We start from the raw sequence: 20,018 nt of genomic DNA, 5'->3' as shown, positions 1-20,018 counted from the left end.
TGCCGTACTCAAGTACAGCCTGCGGCCAGCTTCCTAGTTTGCTCTTTGATTTTCATTGAGTATAATTTTACCATTTCCTTACCTGTGATTGTCATTTATGGTCACCTTTCTATCTAAAATTATACTTATAATGCGTATTTTTGTCAATTCTTCTATCTTATCTATTCGTAAAAAAAGAAAAAAAGATCAGAAAAATTCCTAATCTTCATTCATTTTTATTTGATTTTTTTAGCTAAGCAGGTCGCAAAGCGTAGCTGAATACGATTGCCATTTTCATCACGACGGTGCAAATGGCCTGGATTTTCATTGTACTTGACCAATTCCCAGTCCTTGTAATAGTCTACCAGTTCCCCTTCTTTCAATGTGAATGGAAAGTTCACTGAACAAGGGTAATCTTCCGTATCCATAGCACAAACGATAAGATTATAACCACCGACCGTGGTATGCTCCTGCATATTTTTGATAATTGCAGGAATGCGGTCTGCTTGCAAAAACATCAAAACAACTGTTGAAACGATAAAATCATATTCTTGACCAATGCTAGCTGAATTGATATCGTAAAGACCAACAGGCATATCTAAATCTTCCTGCTCCACAATGCTTTGCAAGATTTCAAGGGCCAATTCATTTTGATCTACAGCTGTCACATCAAAACCTTGCTGGGCAAGAAAGAGAGAGTTACGGCCCTGACCACAGCCCAAATCCAAAGCTTTCCCTGGTTTTACTGTCTGCATTGCCTCTAGGACCTCTGAATGAACCGGATTGGTATTGTATTTTTTAGGGAAATAATCCTCAGGTTTACAATAAAACTCCAAGTACCATTCCACATCATCTGTGGCAGCTTCCACTCGGTGCCAGGCTTGAGGTTGCGCCATTGGATTGTCTGCTCCTGCTTCAAATAGGTGTTCAGCTAGAACCTCACCATCCTCTGTCAATTCAATAAACTTGAGAGTTCCTTTTAAAACAGTAATCTTGCCCCAAGTTCCAACTTTTGTATTGTGCTTCTGCTGAACAGCCTCTGGCATGGTTTCTTTAGTCCACAAGGGCATACGTTTATAGGCAACTAATTTTTCCATTTTCATTCCTCTTTTTATCGCTGGTTGACTGCTTTCATAACACGCGCAATGTCGCGGTTTTGCTCACGACGTTTGATTGACTCCCGCTTATCATAGTCATGCTTCCCTTTAGCTAAACCTAAAAGGAGCTTGGCATAACCATCTTTGATATAGACTTTAAGAGGAACCAGCGTCATTCCTGTCCCTTTGGTCTCTTGTTCCAACTTTTGGATTTGCTTTTTATGGAGCAGGAGTTTACGACGACGTTCTGGTTCTTGGTTCCAGATATTGCCCTCTTCGTAAGGCGCGATATGAACATTGCTCAACCAGACTTCTCCATTTTTTACTTGGGCAAAGCCATCCTTGAGATTGATTCGAGCTGCTCGTACACTCTTGATTTCAGTTCCAGTCAGGACCATCCCTGCCTCTAACGTATCTACGATAGTATAGTCGTGGCGCGCCTTTTTATTTTGTGCGACGACCTTTCCCTCGCCCTTTGCCATGCTTGGCTCCTTTCTTAGCTACTTCCTTGTAAAAAGGTTTCTTACCTTTTTTCTTCTTGTCTTTTTGCGAATGCTTGCGCTTATCATTTGAGCGTCCTGATTTTCTCTTATCTTCCTTCTTATCTGAACGACGACTTGAACCACGCCCTCTGTCACTGCGATTAGACTGTTTCAAGCCCTTCTCAATCACATCAAATTCACTAGGTACGAATGAAAAATCAATCTCTCCAGTCATTTTATCCGCTCTTTCAACCCGAATACGAATCTGTTGACCTACACGGAAGGTTGTCCCCGATTTTTCCCCACGAAGAGTCAAATCACGTTCATTGAAATGATAAAACTCAGGTAGATTAGTGATGTGAATCAAGCCCTCAACTGTATTCGGCAATTCAACAAAGAGACCGAATTTGACTATGCTTGATACAACAGCATCATACTCTTCGCCCACGTATTCTTCCATGTACTCAGCCTTTTTCATGGCTTCGACTTCACGTTCAGCCTCAATGGCACGACGTTCACGGTTGGAAGACTGGGTCGCAATCTCTGGAATCACTTGCTCAAAATGCTCTGCTATTTCCTTAGAACGGCCGTAATCCCGAATCATACGATGAACAAGAAGGTCTGGATAACGACGAATCGGGCTGGTAAAGTGAGTGTAATAGTCAGCAGCAAGGCCATAGTGGCCGTGATTGTGCTCTGAATAGCGAGCCTGCTGCATAGAGCGAAGAAGCATCATGGACAATACATCTGCATAAGGTTCTCCCTCAACAGTACGCATGATGTCTTGGAGGGCCTCCTGGCTAATCTCACTGGCAGTTCCATAAATGTGCAAGCCAAAACTCGAAGCATAATCAATAAACTTCTGAACCTTTTCAGCCTTAGGCTCCTCGTGAATTCGATAGATGAAAGGTAAATCCAGCTTGCTGAAATGCTCGGCAACTGTTTCATTAGCCATCAACATAAAGGACTCAATCATGCGCTCGGCAACACCACGCTGACGAAGAACGATATCAACAGGCTTACCTTGTTTATCTACTAAAATTTTGGCCTCATTGGTATCAAAATTAAGGGCACCACGTTTCACACGCATGCTTTCTAGAGTTTCATGGAGCTTAGCCATAAGTTCAATACTTGGAACAATTTTCTGATATTCTTGTCTCTTTTCCTTGTCTCCAGCTAGGATATCATTAACATCACTGTAGGTCATACGAAAGCTAGTCTTGATTACTGTTTGTGTAATGGTGTAGTTGACAACACGACCCTGTTTATCAATTTCCATAATGGCAGATTGGGTCAGGCGGTCAACTTGAGGATTGAGGGAACAGATGCCATTTGACAAACGCTCTGGAAGCATTGGGACCACACGGTCTGTTACATATACTGAAGTCGCACGATTAAGGGCTTCCTTGTCAAGAGCAGAACCCTCGGTTACATAGTAGGAAACATCTGCGATGTGAACACCAAGCTCCAGATTTCCATTTTGCAAGGCCTTGATATGCACCGCATCGTCCAAGTCCTTAGCATCAGCACCATCAATGGTAAAGATAATCTCATCTCTTAGATCCAGACGACCTTCCATATCCTTTTGAGACGGAGCATCAGGCACACTTTCTGCTTCCTTAAGAACAGCCTCTGGAAACTCGGAGACAATGTCCATAGACTCCAAAACCTCAAGGACATCAATTCCGACATCTGTTGAATGCCCTACCACATCGAGGACACTAGCGACAAAGAAATCATGTTTCTTGCTTGGGTATTTGTCAATAAAGACCTTGAGAACTTCTGTCCCTTCTAATTTTAGGGCTGGTTTCTTAACATAGATGGGTTGGCTGATTTTCTGATTTTTCGAACGGATGTAGCCAGCATACTTAGGCTTTTCCTGATCTAGAACGATTTGGCCGACAACAGTTGTCAGACTGTGTTCTAAGATATCAATAATTTTGGCTTCGGCAGCTGTTCCCTTGTTTCGGTCAGCGACTTTTTTGATGACGACCTCAACGGTATCACCATCAATAGCGTAGTTAACATCGTTTTTTCCTACAAAAAGGTCGTCCTCCTCTCCTTCTAGGCTGACAAAACCAAAGCCATTTTTATGGGCATGAAAAGTCCCCTTGAGAGTAATCTCATGTTTTTTCTTAATTTCTAATGTCAGACTACCATCTTCTTCAAAACGAATCTGGTGCTTTCTTTCCATTAAGGACAAGGTTTTAATCAACTCACGAAAATCCTTGGACTCGTCTTTTCCCAAAGCCTGAGCCAAGTCATTGACAGTCACCTTTCCCTTATCTTGCAAATATTCTTTTATTCTATCTTTCATATTTTCTTTCTAGATTTTTTATTTTCTTTTACTGTAAAACCTTCTCAAATATCTTTTAAAAATAAAAAGAGGCAAAGACCTAGTCCTGCCCATTATTTTCTTATCTACTTGATAATACCGTCAATGCTAAGGCAATGGCTAGCCAGAAAAAGACTAAAATCCCTGTCAAACGCTGCATTACAGCTTCAAAACCGCGTGCTTTACTGCGTTCAAACAAATCACCTGAGCTGGCATCAAATACATTGCTGGATTGGTTTTTGGTTGGTTGCATGAAAATTGCAATCACAATCACAACAGATAATACTAATAAAATGGTTAATAATAGGTTATACATATCAAACTCCTTAAAATCCTTATTATTTTACCATAAAATCTACTTAGATTCAAGATGTAGGGTTACTTTTCTTTCCTTGGGACAATACTTTAAAACCTCAATCTTGTCTGGATGGGTTTTTGAATTTTTACTGGTTAGGTAATTGATACTGCCACAAGAGGAGCATTTGAGATTAATTTTTACTCGCACTAGATTTCCTTTACTTTTAATAATGTTCGAAATTGAAGCAGGTTAAAGAGACAACTAAAGGCAACACAAAGGCTTGTCGCATAAAAAACTGCATGGTAGCCAAATTGACCTGCTACTGCAGAACCTGCCATGGGACCAACGACACCTCCCAGATAAAAGAATACCTGATTAAAGGCAAAGACCCTCGAAATACCGGCTTTGGGTGTCATCTTACTGAGAAGGGCATTAACTCCAGGAATCAAGGCGCCGGTTCCCAATCCAAAGAGGAAACGATAAAGTCCTAGTTGAAGGGGGCTAGAGGCATTAGCACAGAGGAGATAGATGATAACTGAATAAAACTGGGCTACAACCAAGAGGCGATGATTGCCCACCTTGTCACCTAGCTTTCCCATGACTCCTGCACTCATCATACTGGAAAAGCCCATACTGGATACAATCAAACCAGATACAAAGAGAAGATTCTCTGTCTGGCCTAAGTCGCGCACATACAGAGCTAAGATAGGGCCGATTGATTGGGCTGAAAATTGGATGACAAAACTGGTTAGAAAGAGGTTGACCAAGAGATAGGGATATTTGACCGAGGTAAACAATTCCTTTGTTGGGATGGCCTTTTCCTTGGCTACTGGTTGAAAATCTTCCTTAATAAAGCAAATAGTCAAAACAGCAGCTAAAAATAGAAAACAACCAACCAGTAAAAAGACAGTACGAATGCCAAATAATTCTGCTATAAAGCCACCAATAAAAGGACCAGTTAGAGTACCTGCAACTACGCCAGTAGACAAAGTACCTAATGCAGAGCCTGATTTCTCCTTGGGAACCTGACTGGCTATCAAGGCCGTTGCATTGGGAACAAAACCCGCAAATACACCATTCAGTAAACGAAGAAAGATTAACCAATAAATATTTGGCACAAAAGCCAATCCCCCCATAGTGATAGTCATAGCCATACCAGCCCGAATCATCATGGGTTTTCGACCGTATTTATCAGCAAGGATACCCCAGATAGGAGAAAAGAGTGCTGCGGAAATAGCGGAGACAGAAATAGCTAAACCTGCATAAAAAGCAGCTTGATCACTCCCTACACCCAGATTTTCCACAAAGATGGGCATAAAAGGCACAACCAAAGAAATACTGGCTCCAGTCAGAAAATTACCAAACCAGGCAATGCGCAGATTATCCTTCCAGTTAATCTCTGTCATCTTGCCTACCTCCCTCAAGAAGGATATGCACTTGATTAAGAAGCAGGTTCTGATTGCCATTATTATCAAGAATATGGCTGGCCAAATCTTTCTTTTTCTCTAAAGGCCACTGGGCTGCCAGACGAGACTCAGCTTCATCTTTGGACAAGTGGTCCCTTTTCATTAGACGTTCTACTTGGACATCTCTATCCACATAGACCAACCAAGTCTCATCAAACCAAGCACTGTAGTCCTGCTCAAAAAGTAGGGGAATATCCATGAAGAAAATCTCTTCTGTCTGAGCCAATTGGTCTCTTAATGTAGCTAGTTCCTCACGGATAATCTCTCCTTGAGTTATCCTAGACCATTCCCGTTCCTCAGGATTCGAAAAGATAAGACTAGCTAGGAGAGGGCGATTAAGTTCTCCGTTTTCAAGGATGATTTCTTGCCCAAAGTGCTGGACTAGAGCCTCAAATAGACGACCACCAGGTTTCTGTAGTTGGTGGACGACTGCATCGGCATCCACTACTTGAAAGCCTTGCTTTCTTAGAAAATTTGTCACGGTTGACTTACCCGAGGCAATTCCCCCAGTGATTCCAATGATTTTTCCCATCAATTCCTCCTTTGGCACTGAGGACAAAAATGGGTGCCTCGTCCACCTAGTTGGATTTTCTCAATGATGGTGCCACAACGTGAACATTCTTGACCAGCCTTGTCATAGACCTGATGAAAATCCTGCATGGTTCCATCTTCTCCAAAGGCATTGGTATAGGTCCGAATGGTAGACCCACCTTTTTCAACAGCCTGTCCCAATACAGCAATGGTCTGGTCATGAATAGCTGTCGCTTCTGCGGCTGTCAAAGTCTGGGAAGGTCTGGCTGGATGAACCTGAGCTCGCCAGAGAACCTCATCCACATAGATATTGCCAAGTCCAGCTACCAAAGTCTGGTCTAAAAGATGGGATTTGATAGGCTTTTTAGACTTATCTAGAGCTACTTGAAAGACCTGCACATCAAAGTCTTGTTCGCTTGGTTCAGGCCCTAGTTTTTTAGAAATAAAGTAGGCTTCCAAAAGGTCAGGAGCCAAGAGTTCCATAGTACCAAACTTGCGTACATCCTCATAAACAAGCGTGCCACCGTCCTCAAACTGAAAGAAAACATGGGCATGCTTGCGTTCAGGTGCTTGGTCTGGATAGTAAAAATACTTGCCCTCCATCCGCAAATGGGAAATCAAAACCTTATCTGTCAGGCAGAAAAGCAAATATTTACCACGACGTCCCATTGACTCAACAACTTGACCAGGTACTTCCTTTTGAAGCTCGTCCAAATCTGTCTTAATCATCTTGGGATAGCGAATTTCTATACTCGAAATCTTCTTTCCCAGAATCAATTTTTCTAAACCACGACGAACGTTTTCAACCTCAGGTAATTCAGGCATACGTCCTCCTTCTGTAAAAACAAGAAGCAGGCATGAGCCCACCTCTACTTAGTATTCTTTTTCATTATAGCCAAAGTCAGCTAAATCTAGCTTTTTATCGCGCCAGTTTTTCTTGACCTTGACCCAGGTTTCTAGAAAGACCTTGTCTCCTAGCATTAGTTCAATATCACGACGGGCCATGCTACCGATTTTCTTAAGCATAGCGCCACCTTTACCGATGATGATCCCTTTCTGACTATCACGCTCGACCATGATGGTTGCACGGATGTGAACCTTGTCTGTCTCTTCATCTCGTTTCATAGAATCAACAACTACTGCGACAGAGTGCGGAATCTCTTCACGAGTTAGGTGCAAGACTTTCTCGCGAACCATTTCTGAAACCAAGAAGCGCTCTGGATGGTCTGTGATTTGATCAGACGGGAAATACTGGAAACCTTCGTCCAAATTTTCACTCAAAATATCCACTAGACGAGAGACGTTATTTCCCTGAAGGGCTGAAATGGGCACAATTTCCTTAAAGTCCATTTGGTTACGGAAATCATCGATCTGAGATAAAAGCTGGTCTGGGTGAACCTTATCGATCTTATTCACCACCAAAATCACTGGAACCTTGGCATCCTTGAGACGCTCAATAATCATATCGTCCCCCTTACCACGCGCTTCATCAGCAGGCACCATGAAAATAACGGTGTCCACTTCGCGAAGGGTACTGTAGGCAGACTCAACCATGAAATCTCCTAGAGCCGTTTTAGGCTTGTGAATCCCTGGTGTGTCGATAAAGACGATTTGCTCCTTATCAGTCGTGTAAATTCCCATGATTTTGTTGCGCGTTGTCTGCGCCTTGTCACTCATAATGGCAATCTTTTGCCCCATGACATGATTTAAAAAGGTTGACTTCCCAACATTGGGACGTCCTAAAATGGCTACAAAGCCTGATTTAAAAGTCATAATTTCCTCTTACTGTTTAAAATATTAAATCCCAGATTCGTGGGAGAAAAATCAATGCGCCTGTTAAGGCTGCGAAAAGAGAGACCACTAATACCGCGCCAGCTGCCATATCCTTGGCATTTTTAGCCAGCATGGAAAAGTGATAGTGACTGGCCAAATCCACCACATTTTCGATAGCAGAATTGATAATTTCAAAGGCTACTACCAAGAAAATGCTCAATAGGAGAAAGAGCCATTCGATTCGTGATACCTGAAAAACAAAACCTGCAAGAATGACTACAAGAGCCGTCACTGCATGTTTTCGCATATTGCGTTCTTCCTTGATAGCAGTAAAAATTCCTGTGAGAGCAAATTCTAAACTGGATATCAGGTCACGATTTTTCCATTTTCGTTTATTGTCTTGTGAGTCCATAGGCTGTCAAAATTTCTTCTTGTAAACCGAACATCTCCGCTTCTTCTTCTGGAGTGTAGTGATCATAGCCGTTGATATGTAAAAAGCCGTGTACTGCCAAGAAGCCCATCTCACGCTCAAAACTGTGACCGTATTCCTCGGCCTGCTCATGAGCCTTATCGATAGAGATGAAAAGTTCCCCAATATAGGCATCAAACTCAGACATCATCTCTGCCAATTCAGGATTTTCAAGCAAATCCTCTTCGTCAAAGGCAATTTCCAACTCTGGCTTATACTCAAGGCTAATGACATCTGTCGGACGGTCTGTGTCACGATACTCCAGATTGAGTTCATGACTACGCTCATTGGTCACAAAGGTAACTGCCATCTCCTTGTCTTCTTTGCCTAATTTTTGGGCTGCAAATTCCAAAATTTCTTGGGTTTGTTGCAACATTTCTTTTGAAACTTGACCAGTTTCATCTACCATTTCAATATACATGTGCTTCTCGTTTCTCTTTACTTGGCTTTATTATACCACATTTCCATGATTTTATTCTACCTTTTTGATATAATACTATGGAATACAATCACAAGGAGAGAACGATGTCATTTGACGGATTTTTTTTACACCACATGGTTGAGGAATTGCGAAGAGAGTTAGTGAATGGTCGCATCCAGAAAATCAATCAGCCTTTTGAACAAGAGTTGGTCTTGCAAATCCGCAGCAATCGCCAAAGCCATCGCCTGCTCCTTTCTGCCCATCCAGTTTTTGGACGCATCCAGCTGACCCAAACAACTTTTGAAAATCCTGCCCAGCCTTCTACCTTTATCATGGTTTTGAGAAAGTATTTGCAGGGCGCCCTGATTGAGTCGATTGAGCAAGTGGAAAATGACCGTATTGTGGAAATGACAGTTTCCAATAAAAACGAAATTGGAGACCATATTCAGGCTACCTTGATTATCGAAATCATGAGGAAACACAGTAATATTCTACTGGTCGATAAAAGCAGTCATAAAATCCTCGAAGTCATTAAACATGTTGGCTTTTCACAAAATAGCTACCGTACCTTGCTTCCTGGATCGACCTACATAGCTCCGCCAAGTACGGAATCTCTCAATCCTTTCACGATCAAGGACGAGAAACTCTTTGAAATCCTGCAAACACAGGAAACGACAGCTAAAAACCTTCAAAGCCTCTTTCAAGGTCTGGGACGCGATACGGCAAATGAATTGGAAGGCCTGCTGATTAGTGATAAACTGTCTACTTTCCGTAACTTTTTCAGTCAAGAAACCAAACCCTGCTTGACTGAGACTTCCTTCAGTCCAGTTCCTTTTGCAAATCAGGTGGGAGAGCCTTTTGCCAGTCTTTCTGATTTGCTGGACACCTACTATAAGGACAAGGCTGAGCGCGACCGCGTCAAACAGCAAGCTAGTGAACTCATTCGTCGTGTTGAAAATGAACTTCATAAAAACCGCCACAAACTCAAAAAACAGGAAAAAGAGTTACTAGCGACAGACAACGCTGAAGAATTTCGTCAAAAAGGGGAATTGCTGACAACCTTCCTCCACCAAGTGCCTAACGACCAAGACCAGGTTATCCTAGACAACTACTATACCAACCTACCTATCACTATTGCGCTTGATAAGGCTCTGACTCCCAACCAGAATGCCCAACGCTATTTTAAACGGTACCAGAAACTCAAAGAAGCTGTCAAATACTTGACTGATCTGATTGAAGAAACCAAGGCAACCATTCTCTATCTGGAAAGTGTAGAAACCGTCCTCAACCAAGCTGGACTGGAAGAAATCGCTGAAATCCGTGAAGAATTGATTCAAACTGGCTTTATCCGCAGAAGACAACGGGAGAAAATCCAGAAACGTAAAAAACCAGAACAGTATCTAGCAAGCGATGGCAAAACCATCATCTATGTCGGCCGAAACAACCTACAAAACGAGGAACTAACCTTTAAAATGGCCCGCAAAGAGGAACTTTGGTTCCATGCCAAGGACATTCCTGGAAGCCATGTTGTCATCTCAGGAAATCTTACCCCATCTGATGAAGTCAAGACAGACGCAGCAGAGCTAGCTGCCTACTTCTCTCAAGGTCGCTTGTCAAATCTGGTGCAGGTAGATATGATTGAAATCAAAAAACTCAATAAACCAACTGGTGGAAAACCTGGCTTTGTCACTTACACAGGACAAAAGACCCTCCGCGTTACACCAGACCCAGAAAAAATTGCATCCATGAAAAAATCCTGATTTTACTTGAAATCAGGATTTTTAACTTACTATTCAGTAATAATAGGACTAATCTTTGCCACCTAGTTTCTCATTGATTTTCATCATCACACTAGCAATTTTTTCACCCCAATAAGGGTCTGAGGCATATTCTACATTCATACCAGACGCCTTGTTTCCAAGGAAAGTTCTGCCCCTATCGATATAATTTTCCTTAATCCACTTGGTTGCACCTAAAATTCCCTTATCCACATCATCAAATGTCTTGGCAGAAAGGTAAGGTGTCGTATCATAGGCTGTAATTCCAAAGAAATTATTCTTATCTTTGGCAATCTTGCTACGTCCCCAGTCGCTTTCTAAAGCACTATGGGCAAGGAGGTAGAGGGCATTGATATGGTAATGTTCTTCGGCTTCCTTAAAGGTAGCTCCCTTATTTTCCAAGAGGCTATTGTTAATATTTAACAGACTAAATACCTTATCCAAATCCTCAGCACTGTAGTTTGTAGCCTCTGTCAAATCTTTGAAAAGGAAGGGGATTTCAAGATTAAAACCATCAAAATGCAGGCCATCTGCCGAATAATATTTCTTGCCTACTTCCATATCAGAAAGATGAGAAGCTACTGGGATACTCGCATTCTGAGCCACATAGTGATAAAAACGATGCCCATCACTCTCATAATAAGGGATAAAATCCTTGCTAGAATCTAGTGCTTGTAAATCTTCTGTTTTCATATAGCCTGACAAACCAGAAACAGTAATAGCTAGGCGCTTGTCATCACTTTTTCTATTCTTATCTAGCCAGACGACACTACCTTGCGATATATAGGAGAGCTTTTCACCATCTGCATCATAAACATTTGCTGTGACAGGTACTACTTGATAGTAAGCAGCATTTTCGTTTGTAGCTTTTTCTCCAAGCCATTTACCATCGCTTCCAAGCTGATAACCATCTACAGTCTCATTTTTCGCCATGTAGCCACCTGATTTGAAGTAGTACCAGGCTTGACTTTTAGCATCGTAGAACCATTCTTTCTCAGTCATTTTCCCATCAGATTTGAGGTAAAACCATGACTCCTTATCCCAAATCCATTCATTGGCTGCCATATAGCCACCAGATTTTAGATAATAATAGTGACCATTTTCGAAAATCCATTCTTTCTCAGCATGATTTCCATTTGCTTTGATGTAAAACCAAGATTGGTATTGTTTGTCAAAAAGCCAACCTTGCTGTACTTTGGCACCACTGGCATTCACATAAGCCTGGTCAATCCACTGACTTGTCAGTAGATAACCACCAGATTTAAAATAATAGTCCTTCCCTTTAATTTGAAGCCATTCTTTCTCTGCGTGCTGTCCATCTGATTTGATATAAAACCAAGAGTCGTATTGAGAATCAAATACCCAGTCTTCTATTACTTTGGCACCTGTTGCACCGACATAGGAAGCTCCTAGCCAAGCATTTTTTTTCATCTTTCCATTTTGGTCAAGATAATAGAAGGCTCCCTTGTCTTCTACCCATTCTGACTTGGCCATATAGCCACCAGATTTGAGGTAAAAATAATCATCACCTTGCTTCAGCCATTCATTTTCAGCATAGTTAGCATCTGCTTTTATATAAAACCAAGATTGATAATGAGCATCAAAAACCCACTCATTGGCTGCTTGACTGCCGTCTGCTTTCAGGTATTGTTTTCCTTGCCAAGTACCATCACTGGCCATTGCACTCTCTGGTCTAGCTAAGAAAAATAGCAGGGCTAAAAAAATAAATCTTACTTTCTTCATTAACTTTCTTCCTCTGTTCTTATTTATTTTATTGTACCAAAATTCTCTTAAATTCATATTACAAACTAATAAAAAATCAAGAACAGATTGATTGCAGTTTACCTAAGAGACTCTTTTACTTCCTTGCGGAGATTTTCCAGACTGCTAATGCCGTATTTATCCATGACTTTTGGTAAATTTTCGATGATATCAGGGCAGGCATAAGGATTGGTAAAGTTGGCTGTTCCAACTCCAATAGCAGATGCTCCAGCCAGATACATTTCTAGGGCTGCTTCAGCCGAATCCACTCCTCCCATTCCAATGATAGGCAGGTCTGTTGTTTGAGCTACTTGGCGGATGAGTTTGAGGGCTACTGGAAAGACTGCTGGACCAGACATTCCACCTGTTCCATTGGCCAAGATTGGTTTTCTGGTTTTGAGGTCAAAGCGCATTCCAACTAGGGTATTGATCATGGTCAAGCCGCTTGCTCCTGCATCCTCTGCTGCCTTTGCGACAGTGACGATATCGGTCACACTAGGGGTTAATTTGACATAAACTGGCACATCAGAGACTTCCACAGCTGCTTTCACCACATCATAAGCCAAATCTGGATCTTGACCAATCAAAAGTCCGTGATTACAGTGGTCAACATTGGGGCAAGAAATATTGAGCTCGATAGCCTTTACATTAGCTGCCTTGGAAATCCCATGAGAAACAGCTGCATACTCTTGTTTTGAAAAACCAGCCACATTGGCAATAATAGGAAGATTTGGATATTCTCTTTCCAGCCAAGGTAGCTTTTCAGCCAAGACAACTTCCAAACCAGGATTTTGCAAACCGATTGCATTGAGCATGCCAGCAGGTGTTTCTGCCACCCTTGGAGTTGGATTGCCAAAACGGGCTTCAAGGGTTGTCGCCTTGATCATAATAGAACCTAAAAGATCTAAATCATAGTACTTGGCATACTCTTGTCCAAAACCAAAACAGCCTGATGCTGGAATAATCGGATTTTTCAAATCCAAACCAGGTAGAGAAACTTGTAAACGATTTGTAGTCATAATTTTCTCCTTATAATACAACTGTTCCTGTGCGGAAAACAGGGCCATCTTCACAGACCCGTTGGCTGACCGTCTCGCTTTCTGGCACTTTTAGGACGCAGGCATAGCAAGCCCCCATCCCACACGCCATACGAGATTCCAGAGATAGATAGGCTCTTGGGTGGTCATAAAAGGTTTGATTGATATACTTCATCATTCCAGGCGCCCCACATGAGTAAACAGCATCAAATTGATTGTCTAAATCCTTGATGACAACAGAAACATTTCCCTTGATACCATAAGAACCATCATCTGTCGTTACAAAGACCTGACCATATTGGGCCAATTCCGTCTCTAAAATAACAGCATCCTTAGTGGAAAAACCGAGAACTGTCACTACTTTCACTCCACGTCCATGCAATTCCTTGGCCACCTCAAGCAAGGGAGGTACACCAATCCCCCCACCAACGAGGAGTACCTGATTCTGCTCATCAAGATCAGACAAGTCAAAACCATTTCCCTGAGGACCCATCACATCAAGAGTATCTCCCTGACTTAAGGTTGAAAAAATAGCTGTCCCAGCCCCTTCAATCCGATAAATGAGATGACACTGCTTCTTAATCTTATCGATAGACGAAATTGAAATAGGGCGACGCAAAAGATGGGCGTCATCAGGCACACGCAGATGAAGAAATTGGCCTGCTCGCATAGCTTCAACCATTTCTCCTTCTAGGACTAATTCAAAGATTGCTGGCGCAATTTCCTCCTGTGCAACCACCTTCATTGTTTCCAAACGAATGGCACCCAAACGTTTCTTACATGTGGGATTCATGACTTTTCCTCCTTAAATTTTAAGGGGACCAGATAAAGAAAAGACCTTGCTAGTGCAAGGCCTCAGTTAAAATCGTACGACAGAAGAGAGCACACTCAAAAAGTCTCCTCTAGAAAATTGTACTATTCTTTTATCTGACACCTTGTGAGTCTCTCTGGACTCCCCTTAAAGGTTAAATTTTTATTAGTATACTCTTTCAACCAAAAAAAGTCAAGTAGAAAACGAACATTCTACTTGACTTCACGAGATTATTTTTCACGAATAACTTCGACCTTGTAGCCATCAGGGTCTTTGACAAAGTAATAGTTTGGTGCAGTTCCTGGTAGACCATTTGGCTCAGTCACTTCATAGCCTTTTGCACTATGCTCTTGATGAAGCGCCTCAAGATCAGGTGTACTGAGGGCGATATGGGCAAATCCATCTCCAACCACATAAGGACCATGATCGTAGTTATAAGTCAACTCCAACTCATAGTCATCACCCTCAAGACCTAGATAGACAATCGTGAAGGCATGGTCTGGAAAATCTCTGCGACGCAATTCTTTAAAACCAAAAGCATCTTGATAAAATGCGATTGATTTTTCAAGATTTTCTACTCGCAAGCAAGTGTGTAGCATTTTTGAAGCCATATTTTTCTCCTTTATTTTCAAAAAGACTGGGACAATCCTGTTCCAGTCTTATCTGTTATTATTTACCAAGTTTTGCTTTCGCTGCATCTGCAAGAGCTGTGAAAGCTACTGCATCGTTAACAGCCAAGTCAGCAAGCATTTTACGGTTAACTTCAATCTCAGCCAATTTCAAACCATGCATCAATTGTGAGTATGAAAGTCCGTTCATACGAGCTGCCGCGTTGATACGAGTGATCCACAATTTGCGGAAGTCACGTTTTTTCTGACGACGGTCACGGTATGCATAGTAGTAAGAGTTCATTACTTGTTCTTTTGCAGTACGGAACAAGATGTGTTTAGCTCCATAGTAACCTTTTGCTAATTTAAGAATACGTTTACGACGTTTGCGTGATACAACGCCACCTTTAACACGTGCCATGTTTTATTTCCTCCAAATATTTCCTAGAATTGTTTACTTACAGTCAAGCTATTATTTCAAGCGAGTAAGCATTGCTTTGATACGTTTGTAGTCTCCTGAATGCACCATAGATGCTTTACGAAGATGACGACGTTGTTTCTTAGTTTTTCCGTGGAAACGGTGAGAAGTGTAAGCACGGAAACGTTTAAGTCCACCAGAACCTGTACGTTTGAAACGTTTAGCTGATGCGCGGTGTGTTTTTTGTTTTGGCATGATTTTTTCTCCTTTATTTAACTTTCTGACAATTATTTTTTGTCAGTCGCTGGCGCCAATTGCATGAACATTTGACGTCCATCCATTTTAGCACGTTGTTCGATGATGGCAATATCTTGAGTTGCTTCAGCAAACTCGGCTAAAACTTTTGCACCAATCTCTTTATGGGTAATCATACGACCCTTAAAGCGAATAGATACCTTAACTTTATTTCCTTTTTCAAGGAATTTGCGTGCATTGCGAAGTTTTGTATCAAAGTCACCCTTGTCAATCGTTGGACTTAGACGAACTTCTTTCACAGTAACAACACTTTGTTTTTTACGTTGTTCTTTTTGCTTCTTCTGGTACTCAAATTTGAACTTACCGTAGTCCATAATTTTTGCAACAGGCGGTTTGGCTTGGGGTTGAATCAATACTAGGTCAACATTAGCGTTATCAGCCAAAGCTTGCGCTTCACTGAGTGGCTTGATGCCTAGCTGTTCTCCTTCAAGACCAATCAAGCGAACTTCACGTACACGAATCTCATCATTGATGAATAAGTCTTGCTTTGCTATGGTTTTCACCTCTTTTGTTTTATTCGAGAAAAACAATAGCGGACTCGTAAATATACAAGCCCGCACGTTATGATAGCGTTTCTTAGAAACTTTTCATCCGTAGGGCCAGGCAACTTAATGTCACAAGGCGAGAAGCTCTCACTTCTGCTTTTCTCAACTTTTATATGATACCAAGTTTTCTAGCCCTTGTCAAGATAAAAAGTTATTTTTTTGAAAAGTTTCTGCTCGTTAACCAACTGTTTGGATCTTCCATCTATTCCAACCTTTAAACCTAGTAGCTCCTTGTTGGTCAGTTCGATATACTTTGCTATTGATAGTTTTCAGTCGTGTCAAGGTTTCCTGATGGGGGAGTTTCGTTCGATTGCTCTTTCCAACTGAAATGAGAGTCATCTCTGGTTTGAGCTGTTCTAAAAAGGCTGAACTTGATGATTTTTTATTGCCATGTTGGCCAACTTTCAAAACATCCACCTCTAGGTCAGGATAATGCTTCAACAAGTCCTTCTCTCCTTTCTCCTCCAAATTTCCTGTGAAAAGAAAGTTTTTATCCAAGAGTTTTCCATACAAAACCAGGGAATCTTCATGATCTCCATCTCCAATTTTCCTTGGAGATAGGACTTCTATCTGACTTCCGAAAATTAGCACATTTTCCCCTTCTGCCACACTACGCACCTTGATTTGTGTTTCTTGTAGTTCTGCAACAAATTCCTTCTGTTTCAAACTGCCTTTGGATACTAAAATCTCCCCTACATGAAAAGACTTGGTCACCTCCAACAAATCTCCAACATGCTCCTTATCTGTATTGGTCAAAATTAGCTGGTCAATCTTGGCTACTCCTCGACTTTTGAGATAGGGTATCAAGGTTCGCTGGGCATTGCTGGTCGTCGCCTTTTCTTGCCAAACCTCAATTTTCTTATCAGATTCTGCCTTGCCTCCCACATCTATGAGAATGGTTTTACCAGTTACATCCCGTAGGAAAAGACTTTCGCCTTGCCCCACATCCAGCATGGTAATTTCATTTTCCAGTGGATGCTTGGTCAAGAAAAAGAGACCTGTAATCAATAAGCTCAATACTGCTAGCCTTTTAATGTTTTTCCTCAAATCATAGACTAAAGCCAAGGAAATTAACAATGAGATTAAAAGCCATGCATTGGGTTGTCCAAAGACAAGCGGTCTACTTGCCACCTGTGATACCAAGCGAATCATCCCCTCCAACCATTCAAAAATAAAATTCAGCTGAATGACTGGATAGAGAAAGGAAAGGACAAATAAGATAGACAAGAGCGGTAAGAAGACCATGTCAAATAGAAAGGAAAAGACAAAGGTCAATAGGATGGACCAAGGTTGAAATTCCGCAAAATAGAAGGATAGAATGGGTAATATTCCCAAAGAAATAACCAGACTTTCTCTGGCAACAGCCTTGAGTCCCTCCCCTTCTTTGCTGGTCATGGTCAAGATAAAAGCATAGGCGCAGGACAAGACACCTCCTGCTGTCAAGAAAAAGTTGGGCATGATAATAAAGAGGACAAGAACCGTCAAGGCAAAATTATCCAAGCCCTTAACACCATGTTGAGCCAGTAACTTTTGTAAGAGACTGCGAATAACTGATGCTGAAAATCCTGTCAGACCTGCATAGATAAAGGAAAAGGGATAGGTCAGCCATTTCAACTTTTCTTGGGTCAAGCCCAATCGTAAGAGTAGTTTCTTAAAGCCATCCATGAAAAATCCTACCTGCATGCCCGACAAGGCAAAAAGATGAATAATTCCTAGACTGGAATAAAGCTCATTCATCTCCTCGAAGTCCGTATCCAGATGTCCTAGTAAGAGCCCTGTCATATAATTGCGCATAGGGTCTGGAAAGTGCGTCTTAATCCAAACCACAGCCTTTCGACGTAAACTAGACAAGTTTTCACCTATATCCCAACTGCTAACCTTTTGAAGTGACTGGATTTTTTTGATATTGAGTGTCTGGTAAATTCCCTGAGTCTTCAGATAGGCTTGGTAGTCAAAGCCTCCAAAATTTCTCTGCCCTTCTGGCTCCGAAAGTTTTCCTTCTAGTTCTATATCATAAAGGTCTGTCAAGGTTTGAAAGGCTTCTTTCTCCTCCTCGGACTGGAGTTTATAATAAACTTGAAAAATGAGTCCATCAGACTTGCCACGAAAGGATAGACTGTCACCATTGACCTTAATAGTGTCAGTCAAAATCCGTACCCTTTCAACAGAATACGCCAAATTTTGACTCGCTTGACTCTGTTGCCAATTTTGAAACAGAAACCAAAATCCAAAGATTCCACAAAGCACTAGAACTCTGCCTGCTGATTTCCAAGGAAATTGAATAAAGAGACAAACTAGCAGAAAAACAAAGCCCAACAAAGCAAGATAGGATGCTGAGAAAATAGCATAGTAAAGCCAAAACAATAGAAAACTCAGATAGATTAGGGGAATGGGGAAATTCTTAATCCACTGTAACATAGTCTTTTAGCTTTTCTATGGTCTTGGCACCAATGCCAGAGACCTTCTTGAGTTCGTCAACCGACTTGAATTTTCCATTTGATTCACGATGGTCGATAATATCCTGAGCACGTTTTCCTCCCAGACCCTTGACCTGCTTAAGTTCTTCCAGACTAGCCTTGTTGAGATTGACCTTCTTTTCCTTGCTCGTTGAAGAAGCTGCCCCAGAACCAGTCTGTTGACTAGCCACTTCTTCTCCCTTAGTTGGGACGTAAACCAGAGCCTCGTCACTAACTTTCTGAGCTAGATTGAGCGACTTGCTATCTGCTTGCTCTGTCAAGCCACCAGCCTTTTGAACAGCGTCATTGACTCTACTACCTACAGGCAAATCATAAATTCCTGGTGCTTTAACAGCTCCTTTTACATCTACTGTGATTAGTTCTTGTTCAAGGGATTCTTCCTTTTCTTCCTTCTTCACATCCTTTTCGGATACCGAATCCTTGGAAACTGCTGCAACTTCTGCCTGCAAATTCGTTTCCTTGACAGGTGTTTGTGGAGCTGGTTTTAGCAGGAAAAATCCTCCTACAAGCAAGCCCAGACCGGTACAGATAACAATGATTTTATACTCTTTAATTTTCTCGATAATTGCTTCCATATTTTCTCCTCTCTTAGATTATTCGTAAGAGGAAGAAAAAACAGTTGAAAATTTCTTCTCAACTGCTTATTTATTTGCAAAATAGTCTTCCTTGGTCAAGACATAATGAACTCTTGTCACGATTCGGCCTTCTTCATGCTGGTCCATACAAGCATATGGTTCTGCATGGGAAAAACGCATGCCTGATTTCTCCATGACCTTTCCTGACGCGGGATTAGCCTTATCGTGTAAAGCAACTAACTTATTCATTCCTATCTTCTCAAAAGCCAGCTCAATTACGGCACGATTGGCTTCTGTCGTCAATCCTTGATTCCAATACTTTTTATTGATAATGTAGCCAATAGCTGCCTTCTTAAGAACAGGATCAATCTTGTGCAAGTCAATGGTTCCAATAAATTTGCCATTGCTTTTTAGCTCTATTCCCCACCGTCCCAAGGGATTGGCCAAGTAGAACTGAGCAATGTTATTCTTGGTTTCTTCCAAGCTTTGATTGGTTGGAAAAGTGTAGCGCGTATTTTCTCTGTCCGAGGCATAGGCAAACATTTCTTCCGCATCATCCAAGGTTACAGGTCTAAGCAATAAACGCTCAGTCTCGACTATGGGATACTGAGCTAGTTTTAAAAAGATTGATTCCATACGTTTCTTCCACTTGAAACCTTTCTAATCTAATACAAGGATATTGAATAAAACATTTAAAAAGCAAACTTATAGTAGATTGAAATAAGATATAAACAAATCAATCAGGAAAGTCAAATTAATTTCTAGAAATGTTTTAGCAGTCACGACGTACTATTCTAGCTTCAATCTACTATAGATTTAGTATTGAGATAACTTTAAGTACA

Annotated in this window: 22 protein-coding genes and 1 other annotated feature; of the genes, 1 reads left to right on the top strand and 21 read right to left on the bottom strand. The window is 41.4% G+C overall.

The window, feature by feature from the left end:
• Nucleotides 1–215: 215 nt before the first annotated feature.
• From tehB to ybeY, 11 genes are all read right to left on the bottom strand, one after another.
• Nucleotides 216–1,076: an SAM-dependent methyltransferase TehB gene (gene tehB, locus HT724_RS06955; RefSeq protein WP_173275748.1), complete on the bottom strand. Its 861-nt coding sequence runs from the start codon at nt 1,074–1,076 to the stop codon at nt 216–218.
• 14 nt (nt 1,077–1,090) lie between these two features.
• Complete coding sequence (gene smpB / locus HT724_RS06950) at nt 1,091–1,558, bottom strand: SsrA-binding protein SmpB (RefSeq protein WP_001051750.1); 468 nt, start codon at nt 1,556–1,558, stop codon at nt 1,091–1,093.
• On the bottom strand, nt 1,521–3,875 hold the full coding sequence (rnr, locus tag HT724_RS06945; protein ID WP_173275745.1) for a ribonuclease R: 2,355 nt from the start codon (nt 3,873–3,875) through the stop codon (nt 1,521–1,523). Before rnr ends, smpB begins: the two co-directional genes overlap by 38 nt.
• 100 nt (nt 3,876–3,975) lie before the next feature.
• Nucleotides 3,976–4,209 (bottom strand): preprotein translocase subunit SecG, encoded by a 234-nt coding sequence (gene secG / locus HT724_RS06940; RefSeq protein WP_000282517.1) that lies wholly within the window; start codon nt 4,207–4,209, stop codon nt 3,976–3,978.
• A gap of 39 nt (nt 4,210–4,248) precedes the next feature.
• Nucleotides 4,249–4,398, bottom strand: a complete 150-nt coding sequence (rpmG, locus tag HT724_RS06935; RefSeq protein WP_001809104.1) for a 50S ribosomal protein L33 — start codon at nt 4,396–4,398, stop codon at nt 4,249–4,251.
• On the bottom strand, nt 4,398–5,597 hold the full coding sequence (locus HT724_RS06930; RefSeq protein ID WP_173275742.1) for a multidrug efflux MFS transporter: 1,200 nt from the start codon (nt 5,595–5,597) through the stop codon (nt 4,398–4,400). Before HT724_RS06930 ends, rpmG begins: the two co-directional genes overlap by 1 nt.
• Nucleotides 5,584–6,189, bottom strand: a complete 606-nt coding sequence (coaE, locus tag HT724_RS06925) for a dephospho-CoA kinase (protein WP_173275739.1) — start codon at nt 6,187–6,189, stop codon at nt 5,584–5,586. The genes HT724_RS06930 and coaE overlap by 14 nt, the downstream gene beginning before the upstream one ends.
• Nucleotides 6,189–7,013 carry a DNA-formamidopyrimidine glycosylase gene (gene mutM, locus HT724_RS06920; RefSeq protein ID WP_173275738.1) on the bottom strand — a complete coding sequence of 275 codons (825 nt, stop codon included), beginning with the start codon at nt 7,011–7,013 and terminating at the stop codon, nt 6,189–6,191. Before mutM ends, coaE begins: the two co-directional genes overlap by 1 nt.
• Nucleotides 7,014–7,061: 48 nt before the next feature.
• Nucleotides 7,062–7,961, bottom strand: coding sequence for a GTPase Era (gene era, locus HT724_RS06915; protein WP_173275735.1), 900 nt, complete (start codon nt 7,959–7,961; stop codon nt 7,062–7,064).
• 16 nt (nt 7,962–7,977) lie between these two features.
• Nucleotides 7,978–8,373, bottom strand: coding sequence for a diacylglycerol kinase (locus HT724_RS06910; RefSeq protein WP_000378165.1), 396 nt, complete (start codon nt 8,371–8,373; stop codon nt 7,978–7,980).
• Nucleotides 8,354–8,851, bottom strand: a complete 498-nt coding sequence (gene ybeY / locus HT724_RS06905; protein WP_000275156.1) for an rRNA maturation RNase YbeY — start codon at nt 8,849–8,851, stop codon at nt 8,354–8,356. Before ybeY ends, HT724_RS06910 begins: the two co-directional genes overlap by 20 nt.
• A 104-nt stretch (nt 8,852–8,955) precedes the next feature.
• Here ybeY and pavA point away from each other — a divergent pair, with 104 nt between their 5' ends.
• Nucleotides 8,956–10,611 (top strand): Rqc2 family fibronectin-binding protein PavA, encoded by a 1,656-nt coding sequence (gene pavA / locus HT724_RS06900; protein ID WP_173275732.1) that lies wholly within the window; start codon nt 8,956–8,958, stop codon nt 10,609–10,611.
• A gap of 48 nt (nt 10,612–10,659) precedes the next feature.
• On the opposite strand, the gene HT724_RS06895 is transcribed toward pavA, so the two are convergent.
• From HT724_RS06895 to HT724_RS06850, 10 genes are all read right to left on the bottom strand, one after another.
• The gene (locus HT724_RS06895) at nt 10,660–12,429 is read right to left on the bottom strand and encodes a glucosaminidase domain-containing protein (protein ID WP_173275729.1); all 1,770 of its coding nucleotides are present in this window, start codon (nt 12,427–12,429) and stop codon (nt 10,660–10,662) included.
• Nucleotides 12,430–12,470: 41 nt separating this feature from the next.
• On the bottom strand, nt 12,471–13,457 hold the full coding sequence (locus HT724_RS06890; RefSeq protein WP_173275726.1) for a dihydroorotate dehydrogenase: 987 nt from the start codon (nt 13,455–13,457) through the stop codon (nt 12,471–12,473).
• A complete protein-coding gene (locus HT724_RS06885) occupies nt 13,420–14,220 on the bottom strand; it encodes a dihydroorotate dehydrogenase electron transfer subunit (protein ID WP_173275723.1) in 801 nt (266 codons plus the stop codon). Before HT724_RS06885 ends, HT724_RS06890 begins: the two co-directional genes overlap by 38 nt.
• Nucleotides 14,221–14,468: 248 nt before the next feature.
• Nucleotides 14,469–14,849, bottom strand: coding sequence for a VOC family protein (locus HT724_RS06880; protein WP_000157153.1), 381 nt, complete (start codon nt 14,847–14,849; stop codon nt 14,469–14,471).
• A gap of 58 nt (nt 14,850–14,907) precedes the next feature.
• Complete coding sequence (rplT, locus tag HT724_RS06875) at nt 14,908–15,267, bottom strand: 50S ribosomal protein L20 (RefSeq protein ID WP_000124836.1); 360 nt, start codon at nt 15,265–15,267, stop codon at nt 14,908–14,910.
• Nucleotides 15,268–15,318: 51 nt separating this feature from the next.
• Complete coding sequence (rpmI, locus tag HT724_RS06870) at nt 15,319–15,519, bottom strand: 50S ribosomal protein L35 (RefSeq protein ID WP_001125943.1); 201 nt, start codon at nt 15,517–15,519, stop codon at nt 15,319–15,321.
• A 32-nt stretch (nt 15,520–15,551) separates the two neighbouring features.
• Nucleotides 15,552–16,082, bottom strand: coding sequence for a translation initiation factor IF-3 (infC, locus tag HT724_RS06865; RefSeq protein ID WP_000848180.1), 531 nt, complete (start codon nt 16,080–16,082; stop codon nt 15,552–15,554).
• A gap of 15 nt (nt 16,083–16,097) precedes the next feature.
• Nucleotides 16,098–16,229: a sequence feature (ribosomal protein L20 leader region), on the bottom strand.
• A gap of 72 nt (nt 16,230–16,301) precedes the next feature.
• Nucleotides 16,302–18,542 (bottom strand): DNA internalization-related competence protein ComEC/Rec2, encoded by a 2,241-nt coding sequence (locus tag HT724_RS06860; protein ID WP_173275721.1) that lies wholly within the window; start codon nt 18,540–18,542, stop codon nt 16,302–16,304.
• On the bottom strand, nt 18,526–19,176 hold the full coding sequence (locus tag HT724_RS06855; RefSeq protein WP_173275718.1) for a helix-hairpin-helix domain-containing protein: 651 nt from the start codon (nt 19,174–19,176) through the stop codon (nt 18,526–18,528). The genes HT724_RS06860 and HT724_RS06855 overlap by 17 nt, the downstream gene beginning before the upstream one ends.
• 66 nt (nt 19,177–19,242) lie before the next feature.
• The gene (locus HT724_RS06850; RefSeq protein ID WP_173275715.1) at nt 19,243–19,812 is read right to left on the bottom strand and encodes a GNAT family N-acetyltransferase; all 570 of its coding nucleotides are present in this window, start codon (nt 19,810–19,812) and stop codon (nt 19,243–19,245) included.
• Nucleotides 19,813–20,018 lie beyond the last annotated feature (206 nt).

This window comes from Streptococcus sp. k-402 (genome assembly GCF_013277515.1).
In the GTDB taxonomy this organism is placed as follows: domain Bacteria; phylum Bacillota; class Bacilli; order Lactobacillales; family Streptococcaceae; genus Streptococcus.
This window is presented reverse-complemented; position numbering and strand designations above follow the sequence as displayed.